Source organism: Shinella sp. CPCC 101442 (assembly GCF_024704725.1).
GTDB lineage: Bacteria > Pseudomonadota > Alphaproteobacteria > Rhizobiales > Rhizobiaceae > Shinella.
In genome coordinates, this window is sequence record NZ_JALIQS010000002.1 from 777,341 (window position 1) to 798,027 (window position 20,687).

At 64.8% G+C, this 20,687-nt stretch carries 26 protein-coding genes; 20 read left to right on the forward strand and 6 right to left on the reverse strand.

Annotated features, from left to right (window positions below; translation table 11 throughout):
• Positions 1-81 precede the first annotated feature (81 nt).
• From aroC to MUO32_RS09010, 3 genes are all read left to right on the forward strand, one after another.
• A complete protein-coding gene (gene aroC / locus MUO32_RS09000) occupies positions 82-1,179 on the forward strand; it encodes a chorismate synthase (RefSeq protein WP_257947869.1) in 1,098 nt (365 codons plus the stop codon).
• A 10-nt stretch (positions 1,180-1,189) separates the two neighbouring features.
• A complete protein-coding gene (ribB, locus tag MUO32_RS09005) occupies positions 1,190-2,290 on the forward strand; it encodes a 3,4-dihydroxy-2-butanone-4-phosphate synthase (RefSeq protein WP_257947870.1) in 1,101 nt (366 codons plus the stop codon).
• A 195-nt stretch (positions 2,291-2,485) separates the two neighbouring features.
• Positions 2,486-3,445 (forward strand): hypothetical protein, encoded by a 960-nt coding sequence (locus tag MUO32_RS09010; protein ID WP_257947871.1) that lies wholly within the window; start codon positions 2,486-2,488, stop codon positions 3,443-3,445.
• Positions 3,446-3,455: 10 nt separating this feature from the next.
• Here the strand turns inward: MUO32_RS09010 and MUO32_RS09015 are convergent, their stop codons facing one another.
• On the reverse strand, positions 3,456-4,655 hold the full coding sequence (locus tag MUO32_RS09015) for a winged helix-turn-helix domain-containing protein (RefSeq protein WP_257947872.1): 1,200 nt from the start codon (positions 4,653-4,655) through the stop codon (positions 3,456-3,458).
• A 191-nt stretch (positions 4,656-4,846) separates the two neighbouring features.
• Here MUO32_RS09015 and MUO32_RS09020 point away from each other — a divergent pair, with 191 nt between their 5' ends.
• From MUO32_RS09020 to MUO32_RS09045, 6 genes are read left to right on the forward strand one after another with little or no spacing between them, the layout of a single operon-like run.
• Positions 4,847-5,527 (forward strand): energy-coupling factor ABC transporter ATP-binding protein, encoded by a 681-nt coding sequence (locus MUO32_RS09020; protein ID WP_257947873.1) that lies wholly within the window; start codon positions 4,847-4,849, stop codon positions 5,525-5,527.
• Complete coding sequence (locus MUO32_RS09025; protein ID WP_257947874.1) at positions 5,521-6,126, forward strand: energy-coupling factor transporter transmembrane protein EcfT; 606 nt, start codon at positions 5,521-5,523, stop codon at positions 6,124-6,126. The genes MUO32_RS09020 and MUO32_RS09025 overlap by 7 nt, the downstream gene beginning before the upstream one ends.
• A 36-nt stretch (positions 6,127-6,162) precedes the next feature.
• Entirely contained in the window at positions 6,163-6,726 is a 564-nt protein-coding gene (locus MUO32_RS09030; protein WP_257947875.1) for a biotin transporter BioY, read from the forward strand.
• Positions 6,727-6,730: 4 nt separating this feature from the next.
• Entirely contained in the window at positions 6,731-8,218 is a 1,488-nt protein-coding gene (locus tag MUO32_RS09035; protein WP_257947876.1) for a class I adenylate-forming enzyme family protein, read from the forward strand.
• The gene (locus tag MUO32_RS09040) at positions 8,202-9,377 is read left to right on the forward strand and encodes a thiolase family protein (protein WP_257947877.1); all 1,176 of its coding nucleotides are present in this window, start codon (positions 8,202-8,204) and stop codon (positions 9,375-9,377) included. Before MUO32_RS09035 ends, MUO32_RS09040 begins: the two co-directional genes overlap by 17 nt.
• A gap of 9 nt (positions 9,378-9,386) precedes the next feature.
• The gene (locus tag MUO32_RS09045; protein WP_257947878.1) at positions 9,387-9,782 is read left to right on the forward strand and encodes a GFA family protein; all 396 of its coding nucleotides are present in this window, start codon (positions 9,387-9,389) and stop codon (positions 9,780-9,782) included.
• On the opposite strand, the gene MUO32_RS09050 is transcribed toward MUO32_RS09045, so the two are convergent.
• A complete protein-coding gene (locus tag MUO32_RS09050; RefSeq protein WP_257947879.1) occupies positions 9,768-10,169 on the reverse strand; it encodes a thioesterase family protein in 402 nt (133 codons plus the stop codon). The genes MUO32_RS09045 and MUO32_RS09050 overlap by 15 nt on opposite strands.
• A gap of 21 nt (positions 10,170-10,190) precedes the next feature.
• Here MUO32_RS09050 and MUO32_RS09055 point away from each other — a divergent pair, with 21 nt between their 5' ends.
• The 3 genes from MUO32_RS09055 to MUO32_RS09065 all read left to right on the forward strand — a co-directional run bounded on the left by MUO32_RS09055 (position 10,191) and on the right by MUO32_RS09065 (position 12,401).
• The gene (locus tag MUO32_RS09055) at positions 10,191-11,141 is read left to right on the forward strand and encodes a zinc-dependent alcohol dehydrogenase family protein (RefSeq protein ID WP_257947880.1); all 951 of its coding nucleotides are present in this window, start codon (positions 10,191-10,193) and stop codon (positions 11,139-11,141) included.
• 70 nt (positions 11,142-11,211) lie between these two features.
• On the forward strand, positions 11,212-12,138 hold the full coding sequence (locus MUO32_RS09060) for a histone deacetylase family protein (RefSeq protein WP_257947881.1): 927 nt from the start codon (positions 11,212-11,214) through the stop codon (positions 12,136-12,138).
• A 2-nt stretch (positions 12,139-12,140) separates the two neighbouring features.
• Positions 12,141-12,401: an exodeoxyribonuclease VII small subunit gene (locus MUO32_RS09065; RefSeq protein ID WP_257947882.1), complete on the forward strand. Its 261-nt coding sequence runs from the start codon at positions 12,141-12,143 to the stop codon at positions 12,399-12,401.
• Between the two features lie 3 nt (positions 12,402-12,404).
• On the opposite strand, the gene MUO32_RS09070 is transcribed toward MUO32_RS09065, so the two are convergent.
• Positions 12,405-12,791: an ester cyclase gene (locus tag MUO32_RS09070; protein ID WP_257947883.1), complete on the reverse strand. Its 387-nt coding sequence runs from the start codon at positions 12,789-12,791 to the stop codon at positions 12,405-12,407.
• Positions 12,792-12,942: 151 nt separating this feature from the next.
• Here MUO32_RS09070 and MUO32_RS09075 point away from each other — a divergent pair, with 151 nt between their 5' ends.
• From MUO32_RS09075 to dxs, 7 genes are all read left to right on the forward strand, one after another.
• Positions 12,943-13,866, forward strand: coding sequence for a pirin family protein (locus tag MUO32_RS09075; protein WP_244760161.1), 924 nt, complete (start codon positions 12,943-12,945; stop codon positions 13,864-13,866).
• A gap of 127 nt (positions 13,867-13,993) precedes the next feature.
• The gene (locus tag MUO32_RS09080; RefSeq protein WP_117368742.1) at positions 13,994-14,317 is read left to right on the forward strand and encodes a helix-turn-helix transcriptional regulator; all 324 of its coding nucleotides are present in this window, start codon (positions 13,994-13,996) and stop codon (positions 14,315-14,317) included.
• Complete coding sequence (locus tag MUO32_RS09085) at positions 14,314-14,742, forward strand: SRPBCC domain-containing protein (protein WP_257947884.1); 429 nt, start codon at positions 14,314-14,316, stop codon at positions 14,740-14,742. Before MUO32_RS09080 ends, MUO32_RS09085 begins: the two co-directional genes overlap by 4 nt.
• Positions 14,743-14,754: 12 nt before the next feature.
• Positions 14,755-14,961 carry a hypothetical protein gene (locus MUO32_RS09090; RefSeq protein ID WP_257947885.1) on the forward strand — a complete coding sequence of 69 codons (207 nt, stop codon included), beginning with the start codon at positions 14,755-14,757 and terminating at the stop codon, positions 14,959-14,961.
• 10 nt (positions 14,962-14,971) lie between these two features.
• Positions 14,972-15,382 (forward strand): DUF1801 domain-containing protein, encoded by a 411-nt coding sequence (locus MUO32_RS09095; RefSeq protein ID WP_257947886.1) that lies wholly within the window; start codon positions 14,972-14,974, stop codon positions 15,380-15,382.
• 14 nt (positions 15,383-15,396) lie between these two features.
• Positions 15,397-15,795: a DUF1801 domain-containing protein gene (locus tag MUO32_RS09100; RefSeq protein ID WP_257947887.1), complete on the forward strand. Its 399-nt coding sequence runs from the start codon at positions 15,397-15,399 to the stop codon at positions 15,793-15,795.
• A gap of 228 nt (positions 15,796-16,023) precedes the next feature.
• Complete coding sequence (gene dxs / locus MUO32_RS09105) at positions 16,024-17,943, forward strand: 1-deoxy-D-xylulose-5-phosphate synthase (RefSeq protein WP_257947888.1); 1,920 nt, start codon at positions 16,024-16,026, stop codon at positions 17,941-17,943.
• Between the two features lie 9 nt (positions 17,944-17,952).
• Here dxs and MUO32_RS09110 read toward each other — a convergent pair whose 3' ends face one another.
• The 3 genes from MUO32_RS09110 to MUO32_RS09120 all read right to left on the reverse strand — a co-directional run bounded on the left by MUO32_RS09110 (position 17,953) and on the right by MUO32_RS09120 (position 19,784).
• Complete coding sequence (locus MUO32_RS09110; RefSeq protein ID WP_257947889.1) at positions 17,953-18,462, reverse strand: Clp protease N-terminal domain-containing protein; 510 nt, start codon at positions 18,460-18,462, stop codon at positions 17,953-17,955.
• 11 nt (positions 18,463-18,473) lie between these two features.
• Positions 18,474-18,695 carry a hypothetical protein gene (locus tag MUO32_RS09115; protein ID WP_257947890.1) on the reverse strand — a complete coding sequence of 74 codons (222 nt, stop codon included), beginning with the start codon at positions 18,693-18,695 and terminating at the stop codon, positions 18,474-18,476.
• A 75-nt stretch (positions 18,696-18,770) separates the two neighbouring features.
• Positions 18,771-19,784 carry a DUF4424 domain-containing protein gene (locus tag MUO32_RS09120; protein ID WP_257947891.1) on the reverse strand — a complete coding sequence of 338 codons (1,014 nt, stop codon included), beginning with the start codon at positions 19,782-19,784 and terminating at the stop codon, positions 18,771-18,773.
• A 256-nt stretch (positions 19,785-20,040) separates the two neighbouring features.
• Here MUO32_RS09120 and MUO32_RS09125 point away from each other — a divergent pair, with 256 nt between their 5' ends.
• Complete coding sequence (locus MUO32_RS09125) at positions 20,041-20,493, forward strand: hypothetical protein (RefSeq protein WP_257947892.1); 453 nt, start codon at positions 20,041-20,043, stop codon at positions 20,491-20,493.
• Positions 20,494-20,687 lie beyond the last annotated feature (194 nt).

Consider the following 20,687-nt stretch of genomic DNA (forward strand, 5'->3'; position numbering starts at 1 on the left):
GGAGTTGACGCGAAACCCTTGTCCCTCCCCTGTCTTTTCCACTAAGAGAGGGCGCACTTTCTTACGGGTCCGGGTCCGCTCATGTCGCACAACAGTTTCGGTCATCTTTTCCGCGTCACCACCTGGGGCGAAAGCCATGGGGTCGCACTCGGCTGCGTGGTGGATGGCTGCCCGCCCGGCATCCGCTTCACGCTTGCCGAAATCCAGGCCTGGCTCGACAAGCGCAAGCCCGGCCAGTCGCGTTTCGTGACGCAGCGCCGCGAGGACGATCTGGTGAAGGTGCTCTCCGGCGTGATGCTGGACGAGGACGGCGAGACGATGATCACGACCGGCACGCCGGTCTCCATGCTGATCGAAAACACCGACCAGCGCTCCAAGGACTACGGCGAGATCGCCAAGCGCTACCGCCCGGGACATGCCGACTACACCTATGACGTCAAATACGGCATCCGCGACTATCGCGGCGGCGGCCGTTCCTCCGCCCGCGAGACCGCCGCGCGCGTCGCCGCCGGTGGCCTTGCCCGCAAGGTCGTGCCGGGCCTTTCCGTTCGCGCAGCCCTCGTGCAGATCGGCAAGCACAAGATCGACCGCCGCAACTGGGACTGGAACGAGGTCAACAACAACCCGTTCTTCGCCCCGGACCCTGCCATCGTGCCCGTCTGGGAAGAGTATCTCGACGGCATCCGCAAGGCCGGCTCCTCCATCGGCGCCGTCATCGAGGTCGTCGCCGAGGGGGTTCCTGCCGGCATCGGCGCGCCGATCTACGGCAAGCTCGACCAGGACATCGCCTCGCTGCTCATGTCGATCAATGCCGTGAAGGGCGTGGAGATCGGCGAAGGCTTTGCGTCCGCGGAACTCACCGGCGAGGAAAACGCCGACGAAATGCGCATGGGCAATGACGGCAATCCGATCTTCCTGTCCAACCATGCGGGCGGCATTCTGGGCGGAATTTCCACCGGCCAGCCTGTCGTCGCGCGCTTTGCCATCAAGCCGACCTCCTCGATCCTCACCGAGCGCCGCTCGATCGACGCCGACGGCAACAATGTCGATGTGCGCACCAAGGGCCGGCACGATCCCTGCGTGGGCATCCGCGCCGTGCCGATCGGCGAGGCCATGGTCGCCTGCGCCGTTGCCGACCATTATCTCCGCGACCGCGGCCAGACCGGCCGCTTGAAATAGGACTTTTGCCATGAGCTACGATCAGAAGCGTGTCGTCGATGCCATCCGCGCCTTCGAGGCCGGCGAAATCGTCGTCGTGATGGATGACGACGGCCGCGAGAACGAGGGCGACCTCATCGTCGCCGCCGTTCACTGTACCCCGGAAAAGATGGCCTTCATCGTGCGCCACACCTCCGGCATCGTCTGCACGCCGATGCCGCGCGAGGAGGCCAAGCGCCTCAACCTCAACGCCATGGTGGCGGAAAACGATTCGGCCCACACCACCGCCTTCACCGTCTCCGTCGATTTCAAGCACGGCACGACAACGGGTATTTCCGCCGACGACCGCACGCTGACGGTGCGCAACCTCGCCAATCCGAATGTCGGCGCGGCGGACTTCGTGCGCCCCGGCCATATCTTCCCGCTGGTATCGCGCGAAGGCGGCGTCCTGATGCGCTCCGGCCATACGGAAGCGGCCGTCGATCTGTGCAAGCTGGCAAGCCTGCCGCCGATCGGCGTGATCAGCGAGCTCGTCAACGACGACGGCACCGTGATGCGCGGCCCGCAGGTGGCGAGCTTTGCCGAAACACACGGTCTCAAGCAGGTCTCCGTCGCCGATCTCATCGCCTATCGCCAGCGCAAGGAAACCCTGATCGAGCAGGTCGGCGGCTTCGACATCGAGACGCCCTACGGCAAGGCCAAGGCCCTGACCTACACGCTGCCCTGGGATCCGATGCAACACCTCGCCGTCGTCTTCGGCGACATCCGTGACGGCGTCGATATCCCCGTGCGCCTGCATCTCGAAAATGTCGGCGACGACGTTTTCGGCGCGGGCCGGCAGATCGACGGCATCATGAAGCGCATCGCCGAACAGGGCCGCGGCGTGATCGTCTATCTGCGTGAAGGGTCCGTCGGCGTCGGCCAGTCCTCGACCGCCCGCAAGGGCAAACATGACCGCGAAGGCCATGACGAGGCGCAGGCCCGCGAAAGCGAATGGCTGGAAATCGGCCTCGGCGCGCAGATCCTGAAGGATCTCGGCATCACCTCGATCCGACTGATGGCCTCGCGCGAGCGCCACTATGTCGGCCTCGAAGGGTTCGGCATCCAGATCAGCGCCACCGATCTCTGCTAGAGTTTTTCAGGGAGAAGTGGAAACCGGTTTTCCCGAAAAGACAAACGAAAACAAAAGAATATAGAGTCTGTCCGGTTCAGAATGAACCCGACAGGCTCTCCGTCTCGAGCCGCCTTCGAATATCCCGCGATCCCGAAACGTTTGCCCTTGGCGCGACGGTTCGGATCGCGGGATTTTCTTTGGGGACATCGCGGCATGTGGGATTTCAGCATCGGCAAGACCATCGGCATTCTGCTGAAGACCATGCCCTTCATCATCACCCGGATGGTGATCTACTTCGTCATCACGCTCGCCTTCATTTTGGCGACGGGCACCGGGGCCGGCATCGGCTACGGTGTCGGCTCGCTCTCGGACAGCCCGGAATCTTTCGCGGTATGGGGTGGCATCTTCGGCATGGGGCTTGTCGGTACCGCCGTCTACTGGGCGCGCGAATGGCTGCTCTACATGGTCAAGGCCGCCCATATCGCCGTCATGGTCAAGCTGATCGACGGCGAACCGCTGCCGGACGGCAAGGGCCAGGTCGCCTATGGCCGCGAGGTCGTCACCGCCCGCTTCGGCGAGGCGAACGTGCTCTTTGCGCTCGACCAGCTCATCAAGGGCGTGATTGCCGCCATCACCGGCCTTCTCGGCGGCATCGCGGCGTTCCTGCCCATTCCCGGCCTCGACGGTATCGTGCGATTCGCCAACACCGTCATCCGCCTGTCGCTGACCTATGTCGACGAGATCATTCTCGGCTACAACATCCGCACCGGCAGCGACAATGCCTGGGAAAGCTCACGCCACGGCCTCGTGCTCTATGCACAGAACGGCATGAAGATGGTGAAGAACGCCGTCTGGCTCTCGATCTTCCTCTGGGTCCTTTCCATCGTCGTCTTCCTGTTTGCATTGGCCCCGGCTGCCGCGATCGTCTACCTCTTCCCCGGCGATCTCGCCGCCTTCAGCTTCGTCGTCGCCATCGTCTTCGCCTGGGCCTTCAAGGCGGCCGTGCTCGAACCGTTCGCCATCGCCGCGCTGATGGCCGTCTATTTCGACACGATCCGCGGCCAGGTGCCGGACCCGGACTGGGATGCCAAGCTCACGGGCGCTTCGGAGAAGTTCCGGGCACTGACGGAGCAGGCCAAGGGCGCCTTTGGCGGCCGGCCGGCAGCAGCGTAGGCGGTAGAACTTACCCCTCCCCGCCTCTCCAGCCGTCGAGATAGCGCACGCTTTCCACGCCGGTGAATTTCGCGAGACGCTCCAGTTCCGCCTCCAGCTTCGCCATTCGCCCCGCCGAGGCGCGGACCTTCGGCTCCCACCACAGGCGCTTGACGTCGAGGGTGCCTGCCTTGCGGTCGGCCTTCATGTCGATGCGGCCGACAAGACGGTCGCCCTCGAGCAGCGGGAAGACATAGTAGCCGTATTGGCGCTTGGGCTCCGGCACGAAGACTTCGATGCGGTAGAAATAGCCGAAGAGCCGTTCCGTGCGGTTTCGGTCGCGGATCAGCGGATCGAAGGGCGAGAGGACGCGCAGGCGCGCGGGCGGCTCGGGAATATCGCCGAGCGTGTCGGCAAAACCCTCGAAGGCGTAGGAGATGCGCGGCTTGCCGCCGTCGGCGGTTTCGATCGAGACCGGGCGAAGCTCGTCGCGGTGTTCCTCCACCCAGAGCTTCGCCTCCTCCGGCGAAATGAGCGCCCAGAAGGCAGCGATCTCGCCATGGGTGGCGAAGCCGAGCCGCGCCAGCGCGCTGCGGCAGGCCCAGTCGACGAAGGCGTCGTGCTCGACGGCGGGTTCGTGGTGGTGCGGCGGCAGCACGCGTTCGGTGAGGTCGTAGACCTTCTGAAAGTTCTCGCGCCGGGCGATACCGAGTTTCCCGGTGTGCCAGAGGAATTCCAGCGCCGTCTTGTTCGGATGCCAGTTCCACCAGCCGCCCGACTTGTGATCGTCAACCTTCAGATCGCGCGAAAGAACCGGTCCACCGGAGGCGATGCGCGCATAGGTCTCGTCGAAGGTCTTGTCGAACCCCTCCCCCTGCCACTTGCTCCAGCGTTCGAGGATCGATGCTTCCTTGCGGTGGAAGCGATGCTTCCAGTAGCGGAAGAAGGCGCTCGGGATGATGGAGGCGTCATGCGTCCAGTGCTCGAAAAGGTCGCCGTCCTCCTCCAGCAGCTCGGTGAGGTGCTCGCGCCTGTAGGTCTGGTTGCGCGAGAAGAGGATCTGGTGATGCGCCCGCTCGACGATGGCGATGCTGTCCACCTGCACGAAGCCGATATCATGGATGAGCTGAAGCAGCCCGTCCTTGCCGAGCAGACGGCCGGGAGGCCCGCTGAGCCCCTGGCGGGCGAGGAAGATGCGGCGGGCTTCGGTGTTCGACAGGAGAATCGTCATGACGGATGATAGACATATATTCTTGGTTTGTTCCACTCGTTTTCCGTCGACCTGCAATGACCCGGCCAGACGGCTTCAACATTTTCCATGGATTGTTCAACATTATTGCGGAGGCCGGCACAAAAGCGCTTCGCACTTTCCGTGGAATTGCTTATAGGTCCAGCACCCATCTGCGAACCGGGACCCCGCGCTTGGACATCGTTTTCTCCGCCGCCACGGTGAGTTACACGGGACGCGTTGCGCTCCAGCCGCTGGATTTGCGGCTTTGCGAACAGCGCATCGGCGTCGTCGGCCTGAACGGTTCCGGCAAGACGACGATGGCGCGGCTGATCAACGGGCTCGTCAGGCCGACAGCCGGCACCGTGACGGTCGGCGGGCTCGATACGGTCGAGGACGAACAGGCCGCGCGCGGAAAGACCGGCTTCATCTTCCAGAACCCGCAACACCAGATGATCCTGCCGATCCTTGCCGAAGACATCGCCTTCGGCCTCAAGAATCGCGGTCTCGGCAAGGCCGAAATCGCCGAGCGGACCGAGGCCGTGCTGGCGCGTTTCGGCATCGCGCATCTCGCACGCCGCCGCGTGCACGAGCTCTCGGGCGGTGAGACGCAACTGGGCGCGATCGCGAGCGTGCTCGTCACCGGCCCGGATCTTCTGATCCTCGACGAGCCGACCAACCAGCTCGACTTGAAAAACCGCGCCCTGATCGAGCGCACCATTGCCGGCCTGCCGGAACAGGTGCTCGTGATCACCCACGACCTCGCCCTGATCGAAGGTTTCGATCGCGTGCTGGTGTTCCATGAGGGGCGGCTGGCGGCGGATGAGCGTCCGGCGGAGGCGATCCGTACCTATCGGGAGATCGCGGCATGCTGAACGGGCTCGACATCGAGGGCAATTCGCCGCTGCACCGCCTGCCGGTGCGGGGCAAGCTGATCCTGCTCTTCGTCGCGGCCATCGTGCTCTTCCTTCTCTCGGATCTGCGGCTTCTCGCCCCCGCGCTCGCGCTTTCGGCCGCACTTTACCTTTCGACCGGGATCGGCGTTGCGGAAGCGATGCGGCGCACGCGCTTCGTACTCTTCACGGTGCTGCTGGTTGCGGCTGCAAACTATTTTTTCCAGTCGCCGCACGAGGGTGCCGTCGTCTTCTGCCGGCTCTCGACGCTGGTGCTGCTGGCTGCCGCCGTGACGGCGACAACAGGCATTTCCGCCTTCATGGACGAGATCACCCGGCTGCTGACGCCGCTCGAGCGATTCGGCTTCGTGCGGGCGGCGGATGTCAGCCTTGCGGTCGGGCTCGTCATCCGCTTCGTGCCGGAGATTTTTGCGCGCTACGGCGAGATCGTGGCCGCGCACAAGGCGCGCGGCCTGCCAGTGCGCCCGCTGACCACGCTTACACCTCTCATCATTCTGACGCTGAAGGATGCGGATACGATCGCCATGGCGATTGACGCCCGCGGCTTTCGGCGGCACTAAGCATTCAGCCCAATTTTGTCCATCGGGGAACCAGACATGAACACCAGAGACATCGTCCTCATCGCCCTCTTCGCCGCGATCATCGTGGTGCTGGGCCTGCTGCCGCCGATCACGCTCGGCTTCATCCCGGTGCCGATCACCGCGCAGTCGCTCGGCGTCATGCTCGCCGGCTGCATCCTCGGGGCCAAGCGTGGTGCTGCCGCCGTTCTGCTGGTGCTGCTGCTCGTCGCCATCGGCCTGCCGGTGCTCTCCGGCGGCCGCGGCGGCCTTGCCGTCTTCGCCGGCCCGACGGGCGGCTATCTCGTCGGCTGGGTTTTCGGCGCCTTCGTCTGCGGTCTGATCGCCGAACGCCTCGTGCGGGAAGAACAGCCGGAGCTTTCGCAGTTCCTCTCCTTCCTTGCCGCGTCCGTTATCGGCGGCATCGCCGTCGTCTATCTCTTCGGCATGCCCTGGCTCGCCTATATGAGCGGCAAGGCCTTCCTCCAAACGGCTGCCGCCTCGCTCGTCTTCCTGCCCGGCGACCTCATCAAGGCCTTCGTCGCGATGCTTGCCGGCCGTGCGGTGCTGGCCGGCTATCCGCTGCTGCCCCAGCGCGCCTGAGCCCATGCCGCTGTCCGGCGCCCTCGAACGGCACGCCGCCCGAAGCCCCAAGAGCCCGGCCTTTCATCTGGAAGACCGGGTTCTTTCCTACGGCGCGCTCCGCGCCACCGCCCGGCGCCTGTACGCAATCATCTCCGCCCTTGCGCCGGAAGGCCGGAGCGCGATTGGCCCGGACAACAGACTGATCGCGCTCGTTACCGGCAACCACCCCCTCTTTCCCGCAGCCTTCGTTGCCGCGACGGCCGGAAACGCCTGTGCCGCACTGATCGATCCGCACCTGCCTGCCGCGACCCGGCAGCGGCTGCTCGACAGGCTCGACCCCGATCTCGTCGTGACCGCCGACGGGTGCGACCTGCTGGTCAGCAATCCGCGGAGCGGGTCTGCCGAAACCGTCTGCGAGCAGATGGAGGCCATCGATCGGGCATTGCCGGAAGGCCACGCAGACGCACCCTTCCTCATCGTCTTCACCTCCGGCACCACCGCCGATCCGAAACCCATCATCCGCGACCGCCGGTCCTGGCGGACCAGCCTTGCCGCGGGCGCGCCCTTCTTCGGCATCGATGCCACCACAAGCACCTGCGCGCCCGGGCCCCTAGCCCATGGACTTGCACTCTACGCGATGACCGAGTGCCTGCTGGCGGGCGCCGCCTTCCATTCCGCCCGGCATTTCGAAGCGGACGCAGCCCGGGAGACGATCCGTCACGCAACCGTGCGCCGCCTCGTTCTGGTGCCGACCATGTTGCGCAGGCTCTGCGAAGGCGCGCCGTTCGAGAACATCGAAGCCATCACCGTGGCGGGGGCAAAGCTGACAGCGACCGATCATGCGCTTTGCCGGCAGCATTTTCCAAAGGCAGCGCTGCGGGAATATTATGGCGCCTCGGAACTCGGTTTCATCTCCGTCACGTCGCCGGATGATGCCGCTTCCTCCACCGTCGTGGGCAAGGCTTTTCCGGGTGTCGCAATCTCGGTTCTGGACGAGGCCGGCAAGACGGTGCCGGCCGGCGAGACCGGCACCGTCTTCGTCGAAAGCCCGCTCATTGCCACCGGCTATCTCGGTGCGGGCGACGGCGCGGGATTGGCGCGCGTCGGGGCGCTGGCCTCCGTCGGCGATCTCGGTTTCCTGGGGGCGGACGGCACGTTGCACCTGCTCGGCCGCTCCGGCGGCATGGTGCTGTCAGGCGGCAACAACATCTACCCTTCCGAGGTGGAGGCGGCGCTGCAAAGCCTGCCTCTCGTGCACGCCGCCCATGTCTTCGGCCTTGAGCACGCTGATCTCGGCGGCGAGCTGGTGGCGGTGATCGAACCTGCCGGGCCGGGCCTGACATTGCAAGCGCTCAAGACCGCGCTGGCGGAGGTCCTGCCGCGCTACAAGCAGCCGCGCCGGCTCTGGCTGTGCCGGAAAATGCCGGTGACGCCTTCGGGCAAGGTGGAGGCAAAAACCGTGCGGCAATGGGTGGCGGAGGAGAGCGATGCCCTTGAACGGCTTACCTGATCCCGAGCGCATTCCCGTGATCGCCGCCGCATTCCGCACGCCGATCGGCCGGGTCAGCGGCACGCTCTGCGCCATCGAGCCGGCAAGCCTTGCAGTGCCCCTCATCCGCCGTATCCTCGAAGAAACCGCTCTTGCCCCCGATGACATCGATGACGTCATCCTCGGCAATGCGGCCAACAGCGCGGGCAACCTCGCCCGGCTTGCCGGCCTGGAGGCCGGGCTGCCCGTCTCCGTGCCCGGCATGACGATCGACCGGCAATGCGGCTCGGGGCTGGAGGCGATAACGCTTGCCGCGCGGCTGGTCGCTGCCGGCGCCGGGCGTATCTACCTGGCCGGCGGCACCGAGAGCAGCAGCCGCGCCCACCTGCGCTTCCGCCCCACCGCCACGTCAGGCGGCACACCGGAGCCCGTGCCGCGCGCGCGCATGGCGCCCGATGCGATCGGCGATCCGGACATGGGCATCGCCGCCGAAAAAGTCGCCGTCCATGCCGGCATCGGCCGGGCGCGGCAGGATGCGTTTGCCCTCGAAAGCCACAGGCGCGCCGTGGCCGCGCAAAAGGCCGGTCGCTTCGAAAGGGAGATCGTCCCCGTCGAAACGCCTGCGGGCCGCATCTTGCGGGACGAATGCCCGCGCGAAAATACCTCGCTGGAAAAGCTGACGGCACTGAAACCGGTCTTCCGGCCGGATGGCACCGTGACGGCAGGCAATGCCTGCCCGGTCAATGACGGCGCCTGCGTCGTGCTGGTGACCTCGCTTGCGCAGGCCCGGCGGCTTGGCCTGACGGCCATGCTGGAGGTGGTCGACTGTGCCGTTGCCGGCATCGATCCGAACCTGCTCGGCCTCGGCCCGGTGCCGGCCCTGGAAAAACTCGTCACGCGCAATCCTCACCTCCGGGTGGCGGATGTTGCCTTCATCGAATTCAACGAGGCTTTTGCCGCGCAGGTGCTGGCGAGCCTCGACGCGCTCGGCATCGACCCTGCAGCCGTCAACCGCGATGGTGGGGCTCTGGCGCTCGGCCATCCCTATGGTGCGTCCGGCGCGATTCTCGCCACGCGACTTTTCGCGCAGATGCGGGATGCGGCGACAGGAACGCAGGCGCTCGCCATGATGGGGGTGGGCGGCGGCATGGGCATCGTTTCCCTGTTTCGGAAAGTGTGAGGAGAGAGCATGAACGACAAGATCTATACCGGTGGGTGCCTCTGCGGCGCCATTCGTTTCGAGGCGACGGGGCCAGCGGAAAAGCCGCACACCTGCTCCTGCCGCTTCTGCCAGCGGCATACCGGCGCACCGACCGCCGCCTGGGTGGAGTTTCCCGCCGAACGCCTGAAATGGACGGGCGCGGGCGAGAAGCCTTCGACCTGGCGCTCTTCGGATTACTCCAGCCGCGCCTTCTGCCCGGCTTGCGGCAGCTCCATCGGCGCAATCGACGACGAGCCGGTCGTGGCGCTCCTGATCGGCGGCTTCGACGACCCCACCGACCCGGCATTCGCGCCGCAATACCATTCGTTCGAGGACTGCCGGCCGGGCTGGCTCAGCGTCGAGACCGCCTCAGGCGAGGAATGACTTCAGCCAGTCGCGCACGGGCTGCGGCACGTTGACGGGCTGGCGGGTCGCCGGATCGACGGCGACCCAGACGATTTCCACGTCCGCAACCGCCGCGCCTTCGCATGATATTGCGACGGCGAAGCTCAGCGAGGTCGCGCCGATGCGCGTCACCGAGACCTGGAGACGGGCAATGTCGTCCAGACGCAGGCCCCTGTGGAAGGTGCATCCGGATTTGCGCACGAAATAGACCGGATCGCCCGATCCCGTCGGCCGGTGACGCCACAGGCCGGCAACAGCCGCCTCCGCCTGCGCATAGTAGGCGGCATTGTGCATATGGCCGTGCATGTCTATATCGCGAAACGGTATCCTGACTTCGCTGACCGTGATGTCTGCCGCCTGTTCCACGTCGTATCCCGGGGTAAGATCATGCTTCGTGCCGTTGTTAGAGCCTTCGGCGATCCCCGGCAAGTGATCGGTCTGGAGGAGACGGAACGTGGAACACCCGGCTCCGGCGAGGTGGAAATCCGCATCCGCCGCGCCGCCGTCAACCCGTCCGACCTCATCCCCGTTACCGGCGCCTATCGCAGCCGCACCGCGCTGCCCTTCGTGCCCGGCTTCGAGGGTGTGGGAGAGATCGTACGGCTTGGCGCTGGCGTGAGCGGACTTGCCATCGGCCAGCGCGTATTGCCGATCGGCGCCAGCGGGCTCTGGCAGGGCCACCTCATCCGCCCGGCCGAATGGTGTTTTGCCGTGCCTGACGATCTCGCCGACGATCAGGCCGCCATGGCCTATGTGAACCCCTTGACCGCCTTCCGGCTGGTCGATGCCGTCAGCACCCATTTTCGCGGGACGACGGGCCGGCGCATCGGCGTGACGGCGGCGGCATCGGCCATCGGCAAGATGCTGCTGGTGCTGCTCGCCGAGGCCGGCTTCCAACCGGTCGCACTGGTGCGCAGCGCGGCGACGGCCACACGGCTGGCCGAAAGCTTTTCCGGCGAGATCGTCACCGCGAGCACGCCTGCACTCGACGCGGTTCTCGATGCCGTCGGCGGCGAGGCGGGCAATGCCCTCTTCCGCAACATCCGCCCCGGTGGCGCCTTCATCCAGTATGGCGCGTTGTCCGGCGCGCAGCTCGATCCCGCGCTCGTCACCGCCCGCCGGGAAGAGGTCGCCTTCTCCTTCCTCTGGCTGCGCAACTGGGTGCATTCCGCCCCCCGCGCGACCATCGCAGCCGAATTCGACCGCAGCTTCACCGGCATTCGCGCCGGGTATCTTGCATCCGCGATCGATACGGTTTTTGCCCTGTCGGAACTGCCCGCCGCCCTCGCCCGGCAGGACGATCCCTCGCGTACCGGAAAACTCCTCATCGCACCATGACTGTTGAAAAGGCGCGCCGCCTGGCCCATTTCCCGTGGACCTCGCCACCCGCAATGGATAGCTTCCGGCCATGACGACGTGTCTCCTAGAGAACCCGATCTTCCTCGAACATCACACGCCGGAGGGCCACCCGGAGCGCTCCGACCGCATCCGCGCGATCAACCTTGCGCTGGAACACGAGCGCTTTTCGCCGCTCAAGCGCGAGAAGGCGCCGCAGGCGAACGAGGATTTCGTGCTGCTCGCCCATCCGGAAAGCCATCTGCGCGCCGTGATGTCCGCGATCCCCGAAGAGGGAATCGAGCAGGTGGAATCGGATACCTATGCCAGTCCCGCCAGCCTGCAGGCGGCGCTGACGGGTATCGGCGGGGCTCTTGCGGCCGTCGATGCGGTTTTCACCGGCAAGGCCGACAATGCCTTCGTGCTGGCCCGTCCGCCCGGCCACCATGCCGAGCGCGACAAGGCGATGGGCTTCTGCTTCTTCAACAACGCCGCCATCGCCGCCCGCCATGCGCAGAAGACCCACGGCGCCGAGCGTGTCGCCATCGTCGACTGGGATGTGCATCACGGCAACGGCACGCAGGATATCTTTTACGACGACCCGTCCGTGCTGTTCTGTTCGACGCATCAGATGCCGCTCTATCCGGGCTCCGGCGCGAAGAACGAGACGGGGGCGGGCAACATCGTCAACGCGCCGCTCTCGATGAATGACGGCAGCGACCATTTTCGCGAGGCCTTCCGTTCGCGCGTGCTCCCGCGGGTCGCAGATTTCAGGCCCGACGTGATCATCATCTCCGCCGGCTTCGATGCCCATCACCGCGATCCGCTGGCGCAGATCAATCTCGTCGCCGACGATTTCGACTGGGCGACGGCCAAGCTGATGGAACTTTCCGAAAAATCGGCGGAGAACCGGGTGGTCAGCCTGCTGGAAGGCGGCTACGACCTGCAGGGCCTTGCCGAATCCGCCGCCACCCATATCTACCGCCTGATGAGAGGCTGACCATGACCAATCCTGCTGCTGCTCCCGGGCCTGACGTTTCCGCCCTGTCCTTCGAACAGGCCGTCGAGGAACTGGAAAAGATTGTCGCGGCGCTGGAACGCGGCGACGTTCCGCTCGACCGCTCCATCGAGATCTACGAGCGCGGCGAAGCCCTGAAGAAGCATTGCGAAACCCTGCTTTCCGCCGCCGAAAACCGCATCGAGAAGATCCGCCTCGACCGCGCCGGCAAGCCGCAGGGCACAGAGCCGCTCGACGGGGCGTGAGCGTCAGAGCTGCGCGGCAATCGCGGCCTTGTCGATAACCGACCAGACATTGCGGATGCGCGCATCCTCGAATTCGTAGAAGACGTTTTCGGTGAACGACACCTTCCGGCCGTTGACCGGCAAGCCGAAGAGTTCGCCGACGGGCGTGCAGCTAAACAGCAGGCGACTGGCGACACGCGGCGGTTCGATCACCAGGAAATCGATGGCGAAATGCAGGTCCGGGATGGCGAGGAAGTCGCTTTCCAGCATGGTGCGATAGCCTGAAAGGCCGATGCGCTTGCCGTTGTAATGCGCGTCCTCGTGGACGAAGCTGTCGAGATTGTCCCAATCCTGCCTGTTGAGGCAGCCAATATAGCCGCGGTAGAGTGCTGCCAGGTCTTCGCTTGTCATGTTGTGGTTCCCTGCTTTCGGCCAATATGGCGCGTTGCGCGGTAAAGGCCAGAGGCGGGAAAGATTGACCACACCGTCAACGTCAACCGCCCTATCCACACCCTGCCCCGCCCGCTAGCATGCCCTCACGAACCAACGACAGGAGGGTATCATGAGCTTCTTTCCCGGAAAGGACCCCGAGGCCGGTGATGCGGCGGCGTGTGATGCGCTCGAGCACCTGATCATTCCGCGCACCAGCGATATCGGTGGGCTGGAGGTACGGCGCGCGCTGCCGACGGCCAAGCGCCGGCTGGTCGGTCCGTTCATCTTCTTCGACCGCATGGGGCCGGCGCTGCTCCGGGCCGGCGAGGCGATCGACGTCAAGCCCCATCCGCATATCGGGCTTTCCACCGTCACCTATCTCTTCGACGGCGAGATCAAGCACCGCGACAGCCTCGGCACCGAAATGGTCATCGCGCCCGGCGACATCAACCTGATGACGGCAGGACGCGGCATCGTGCATTCGGAGCGCTCGCCGGAAAACCTTCGCGGCAAGCCGCAATCCATTTCCGGGCTGCAGACCTGGCTTGCGCTACCCGACAGCCATGAGGAAATGGCCCCGGTCTTTTCGCACACGACCAAAGCCGAGCTTCCAGCCTTTTCCGCCGACGGCATCACGGGGCGCACGATCATCGGCAAATACGAGGGCCATGCCTCACCAGTCAGCGTTCCCACGGACACGCTCTATACCGACCTGATGCTGGCGCCCGGCGCCGCCGCGCCGCTCGCCGCGGATTGGGAAGAGCGCGCGGTCTATGTACTGTCAGGCACGCTGGATGTCGCCGGCGATGTCTTTGCCGCCGACCAGCTGCTCGTCTTCCGCGCCGGCGACGCGATCACGCTGAAAGCCGGACCGGAGGGCTGTCACATCATGGTCTTCGGCGGCGCGGCGCTCGGTTCCAAACGCTACATCTGGTGGAACTTCGTCTCGTCCTCCAAGGAGCGCATCGAGCAGGCCAAGGAGGAATGGCGCACCGGCCGTTTCGACATCGTGCCCGGCGACGAGGAAGAATTCGTACCGCTTCCGGCCGGTTGATATATAGCCGCGACGGAATGGAAAATTCGAGAGGGAGGCGCCGGCGAGGTGCCTCCTTTTTTTCATGTTGACTTATTCATAGCCATTCAGCTATATAAAAACCCATAGCCAACGAGGTATGGATCTAATGGCTGAAGCCCATGACATGCTGTTCCGCACGCTTGCGGATCCGACCCGCCGGGCGCTTTTCGAGCGCCTGTGCCGCGAGGGGGAGAAGACGGTGGGGGCGCTGACGGCGCAGGCCGGCGTTTCGCAGCCGGTCGTTTCCAAACATCTTGGCCTGCTCAAACAGGCCGGCCTCGTGCGCGATCGCCACGAGGGGCGCCAGACGCACTACAGCGCGCAGCTTGGCGCGCTCACCCCGCTGGTCGACTGGACCAGCCAGATGGCGCGGTTCTGGGAGCAGCGATTCGACGATCTCGAAAATTTGCTGAGGAGAATGGATCAATGAGCACCGCATCCGAGACACGCTCCGTCGTCGTCGAGCGCGACATCGCCCACCCGCCGGAAAAGCTCTGGCGCGCCCTGACACAGCCGCACCTGATCTCGGAATGGCTGATGCGCAACGAGGATTTCCAACCCGTCGCCGGCCATGCCTTCCGGCTCAGCGGCGACTGGGGCGGCGTCGATTGCGAGGTTCTGGCGGTCGAGCCCGGCAAGGCGCTGACCTATCGCTGGGATCATCCGCATGAAGACCCGGCCTTCAATCTCCGCAGCGTGGTCAGCTTCACGCTGACACCGACGGCGACAGGCACGCGCCTGCGCATGGAGCAGACCGGCTTCCGGCCGGAGCAGAAGCAGGCCTTCGGCGGCGCACGCCACGGCTGGGAGGCACATTTCACGAACCTCGAGCGGGTTCTGGCGGGACTGGAATAGGGAGAAGCCGCGATGAACTGGAACCTCCTGATCCGTCAGGGCCACCGCTGGATTTCGATCCTCTTCACGCTCGCCGTCCTCGTCAACATCGCAGCGATGACGCGGGGGCAGCCGCCGATCTGGGTCGGCCTGCTGGCGCTCTTTCCACTAATCCTGCTGCTCATGAGCGGCCTCTATCTCTTCGCCCTGCCCTATATCGGGCGGGCACGGCGCGGCTAGGAGGCGAACCATGAACGACAAACCGGTGCTGCTGTCCGGCGGCAATCCGCAAATCCCGAAAGGCTATGGCGACGGGCCGGTCCAGGCCTATATCGCAGCCATGCCGGGCTGGAAGAGCGATATCGGCCGCAGGCTTGATGCGCTGATCGAAAAGACCGTTCCCGGCGTGGCCAAGGCGGTGAAATGGAACTCGCCCTTTTATGGCGTGGAGGATGGCGGCTGGTTTGTCAGCTACCACTGCTTTGCCAAATACATAAAGCTGACCTTCTTTCGCGGCACCTCGCTCGATCCGGTCCCGCCGGTCGCGTCCAAGACCGCGGAAACACGCTATTTTCATGTTCACGAAGGCGAAGACCTCGACGAAGCGCTGCTTGCACGCTGGATCCGCCAGGCGGCCGCGCTTCCGGGCGAGCGCCTCTAACCAAGGGTGGAACCATGTTCACGAGCGAAACCGAATCCCCATCGATGCTGATCGACAAGCGCATTGCCGAATTGGCGGACTGGCGCGGCGAAATGCTGGCGCGGCTGCGCGCCCTGGTGAAGGAAGCCGACCCCGACGTCACGGAGGAATGGAAATGGCGCGGCGTTCCCGTCTGGGAGCATGACGGCATCATCTGCACCGGCGAGACCTACAAGGCCGTGGTGAAGATGACCTTTGCCAAGGGCGCGTCGCTGGACGACCCCGCCGGTCTTTTCAATTCCAGCCTCGAGGGAAACACCCGCCGGGCGATCGATTTTCACGAGGGCGAAGCAATCGATGCTGAGGCGCTGAAGGCGTTGATCCGCGCCGCGATCGACCTGAATCAGGCTGACCGCGCCAAGAAGAAGAAGTAATCGCCCCCGGCGTTGCCGCCGGCGGCGTCCGCAAAATGCCTGAATTGTCTCGGAGAAGGCGGGGCTGCGTCGGTTTGCGTGGTATCAATCCGGCGAAATACGCTCTAGACTTGCCGAAACGGTTGAAATCGCGCGCCGCATTCTGCATGTGACAGCGTAAAACCGTAAGGTCCGGACCGGGCTCCGCGAGGGAGCCATGGCAAACGGGCGAGAAGACGAGGCAAGAGAGTGACACAGACGCCAGCCACCCCCCTGCTCGACAAGGTCCGCATTCCCGCAGACCTGAAGGCCGTGGACGATCGCGACCTGCCGCAGCTCGCCAGCGAGCTGCGCGCGGAAATGATCGACGCCGTCTCGCGCACGGGCGGCCATCTCGGCGCCGGCCTCGGCGTGGTGGAGCTCACCATCGCCATCCACAAGGTTTTCAACACACCCGACGACCGTCTGATCTTCGACGTCGGCCATCAGTGCTATCCGCACAAGATCCTGACCGGCCGGCGCGACCGCATCCGGACGCTGCGCCAGGAAGACGGCCTTTCCGGCTTCACCCGCCGCGCCGAGAGCGAATACGACCCCTTCGGTGCGGCCCATTCCTCGACCTCGATTTCCGCCGGCCTCGGCATGGCCGTCGCGGCCGATCTCTCGGGCGAGAACCGCAATGTCATCGCCATCATCGGCGACGGCGCGATGTCGGCCGGCATGGCCTATGAGGCGCTGAACAATGCCGGCGCGCTCGACGCGCGCCTGATCGTTATCCTCAACGACAACGACATGTCGATCGCCCCGCCGACGGGCGCGATGAGCGCCTATCTGGCGCGCCTCGCCTCCGGCCGCACCTATATGGGCTTCCGCGAGTTCGGCAAGAAACTGACGGCCTATCTCGGCAAGAAGGTCGACCGGGCGATTACCCGCGCCGTCGAGCATGCGCGCGGCTATGTGACCGGCGGCACGCTGTTCGAGGAGATGGGTTTCTATCATATCGGACCGATCGACGGCCATTCCTTCGACCACCTGCTGCCCGTGCTGCGCAATGTGCGCGACAATTCCAAGGGGCCGGTGCTGATCCATGTCGTGACGCAGAAGGGCAAGGGCTATCCGCCGGCCGAAGCCGCTGCCGACAAGTATCACGGCGTCAACACCTTCGACGTCATCACCGGCACGCAGGCCAAGGCCAAGCCGAATGCCCCCAGCTATACCTCGGTCTTCGGCGAAGCCCTGGTGCAGGAAGCCGGTTTCGACGAGAAGATCGTCGGCGTCACCGCCGCGATGCCCAACGGCACCGGTATCGACAAGCTCGCCGCCGCGTATCCCATGCGCACCTTCGACGTGGGCATTGCCGAGCAGCATGCCGTGACCTTCGCCGCCGGCCTTGCCGCCGAGGGCTACAAGCCGTTCTGCGCGCTCTATTCCACCTTCCTGCAGCGCGGCTACGACCAGGTGGTGCACGACGTTGCCATCCAGGGTCTGCCCGTGCGCTTCCCCATCGACCGCGCTGGTTTCGTCGGTGCCGACGGGCCGACCCATGCCGGCTCCTTCGACACGACCTACCTCGCCACCCTGCCCGGCTTCGTGGTGATGGCCGCCGCCGACGAGGCCGAACTCAAGCACATGGTGCGCACCGCCGCCGCCTATGACGACGGCCCGATTTCCTTCCGCTATCCGCGTGGCGAGGGCGTCGGCGTGGACATGCCCGTTCGCGGCGAAATCCTGGAAATCGGCAAGGGCCGCGTCGTCAAGCAGGGTTCGAAGGTGGCGCTGCTATCCTTCGGCACACGCCTTGCCGACTGTTTGCTCGCCGCCGAAGACCTCGACGCGGCAGGTCTTTCCACGACGGTCGCCGATGCGCGCTTCGCAAAACCGCTCGACCACGACCTCATCCGCCAGCTCGCCCGCCACCACGAGGTGCTGATCACCATCGAGGAAGGCGCGGTCGGCGGCTTCGGCAGCCATGTGCTGCAGTTCCTCGCCATGGAAGGCCTGCTCGACCACGGGCTGAAGGTACGTCCGCTCGTGCTGCCGGATATCTGGATGGAGCAGGCCAAGCCCGAGGCGATGTATGCCAAGGCCGGTCTCGACCGCGCCGGCATCGTCTCCACCGTGTTCAACGCGCTCGGCCAGAAGGCCGTCGGGGTCGGCGCGGCGGGCTGAACGCCCGTCTCAGCTTGCCTGCTTTTCGCTGGCAATACGGTTCGCCGCCGCCCGAAGCGCCTCGGCGTCGATGCCCATGACCCGCAGCGCCCGCGCCGCGACACCATGCGGCATGCCGGCGACAATGGCCACGACATGGGCGCCGAGAAGCGGGCGGTGCGCCGCCCTGCCCTCTGCCAGTTTCTGCATGACCTCCTTTCCGGAAGGGGCAGCCTCGTAGAGCTTCTGCGTCGGCGTCGCCGGCACGGCAAATTCACCCGCGAGCGCTGGATCAAGGCCCACCAATTTCAAGCCGTCCGCATATTGCCGTTCGATGGCCTGGTGCAGGTTCGCAGGATCGGCGCCGACGGCCTCGAACGTGCGTTGTGCCGTGCCATCCGGCAGGTCGAGGGCGGCGAGCAGGAAATGCTCGGCACCGGGCTCCTTTTGACCTTCCTGGCGGGCGTGATGTTCTGCCCGTTCGCAGAGCGCCCTGATCGTGCCCATGCTTCCGAAACGTGCCTTGATGCTGCCGAACATGGAAAAGCCTCCTATGGGGTTTCGTCGCCGGTCGCGACGTCCGAGAGGCGCTTGTGGGCGGCCTGCTTGGTGACGCCGAGGGCCTGCGCGATGCGTGCCCAGGACCAGCCCTGCTTCAGGGCCGAGCGCACCGCGCGCCGCTCCAGCCCGTCCGCCAGACGGCGAAGGGCGATCACCGCCGCGAAAGCGTTTTCGGGGTCATCGGGACCAGGCAGCGTGTTCAGATCGACCATGCGTCAACGTTAGTTGACGACACATCATCTGTCAACCTTTGTTGACGGCCCATGGACGGAAGCGAAGAAGCCCGCTTACTGCTGCGCGCCGCTCGGCTTCAGCAGCAGAATGTCGATCTCGTTGGTCGGCGTAAAATCGGTCGCCTTCATCTCGAAGGTCGTTGGACCGATCTTCTTGACGCCCTTGCCGCAGAAGCTGACGAGGTTTTCCGGCGCGCCCTTGTCGATGGTGAGCGAAAATTCCTTGATCGGGCCGCCCCAGTTGGCGCCGGTCGACAGGATGTAGGAAATCCAGTTCTCGAAGAGATAGGGCTTTCCGGCCTGCATGTCCTTTTCCGCCTGCTGGGCGCGGCGCACGATCGCGTCTTCGATGCAGTAGCGCTTGACGTAGTCCTGATAGCGCTCGCCCTTGGGCTGGCCATCCTCCAGGAAGGAGATGCCCACCGTGCCGCCGACACTCGGCTTGTAGCGGTGCTGCACCGTCACCTCTCTGCCTGCCGGGAAGGTCGTGCGCCACCAGTAGACGGATTTCAGCGACCAGAGCGGCGTGCGGTAGTCCTTCATGCCGTTGCCATCGTTGTCATAGGTATCGATGAACATCAGGCCGCGGGCGATCCAGTCGGCGGCAACATCGTCTGGCAGCTTCTTCAGCGCTTCCTGCGCGGCCTTGGACATCGGAAGAAGCGGAATGCCCTGCCCCTTCAGGTCCTCCGTCACGTCGATGTCGGAGGAATAGGCCCGCTGCTGGAGCGTGACGGTCACCGCCTTGCCATCCTGCGCGGCGGTGAAGCCGAGATAGTTGTCCGTCTCGAAATCGTCGATCGCGATATTGGCATAGGGATCGCCGCCGATGTCTGGCATCGGAAAAGCGACGAGGCCGGACACGTCCTTGTCCGAGGTGTTGGTAAAAACGTAATCGACGCGGATTTCCGTGGGCGAAATGAACAGCGCCTCCTTGGTCATCTCAACCTCCGGCGTGCGCACGAAGGTGAGCCCGCCGGTCTTCAGCTCCGCCATCGTGTCGTTGGCAAGAGCCGGCGCGGCGAGCAGCGCGAGGAGAAGCGGCAAGTGGCGGAAAGCGTTTTTCATTGTCGTCCTCGATACATCAAGGGTGCGATACCATCCGAATTCGCCGGCTGCTGCAAGCGGCGCGACGCGCTGTTTCAGGATTTCCGGCAATCCGCCGACCCAACACGCTACGATTGCGCATCTCCTCGAACGAGTTGATAATGATGAACGACAAAGAGCCGCTCCGCGTGGGCGACATTGTCTATGATGCGAAGGTCCACCGGGTCTCAACTGCCTTCCCAACCAACCGAAGTCAAAATCAATCGAGGACATTGCCATGAATCCAGTTCGTCAGGCGCTCCTTGCCGCTCCCTTGGTCATCGCAGCCGTTATGCCCGCATTTGCGGATGAAAGCAGCGTCAATCAAACGATAGATCAGCAGTTGGGCGACCACACGAAGTACCAGACTGTCATCATCGCCCTGCAAAAGGCTGTCGCGGCGAAGGACGCCAAGGGCGTTGCCGCACTCGTCAGCTATCCGATCGGCGTCAAGGTCAACGGGAAGGAGACCAACATCAAATCCGCCGCGGCGTTCGAGAAGCATTACAGCGCCATCATGACCCCTGAAATTACCAAGGCGGTCAACGACCAGAAATACGAAGATCTTTTCGTCAACTACCAGGGCATCATGTTCGGCGACGGCCAGGTCTGGATCAACGGCATCTGCAAGGACGACGCCTGCAAGAATTTCGACGTGAAGGTGCAGACCATACAGGACGGCCCGAAATAATCCGGCTCACCGCCCTCCTCATGGGGCCATGACGCGCCCTTGGGAATCGACCACGGCGAACGCGACGATGCTGCGAAAATTCGCCGTGGCGAGGTCCGGAACATCGGATGCACCCTTTTTCAACCATCCCGTTTTGCAACCGCGTAACCACATCCCTTGGCCGTTCCGAAACCTCCGGCTGCTAGGGTCTTTCC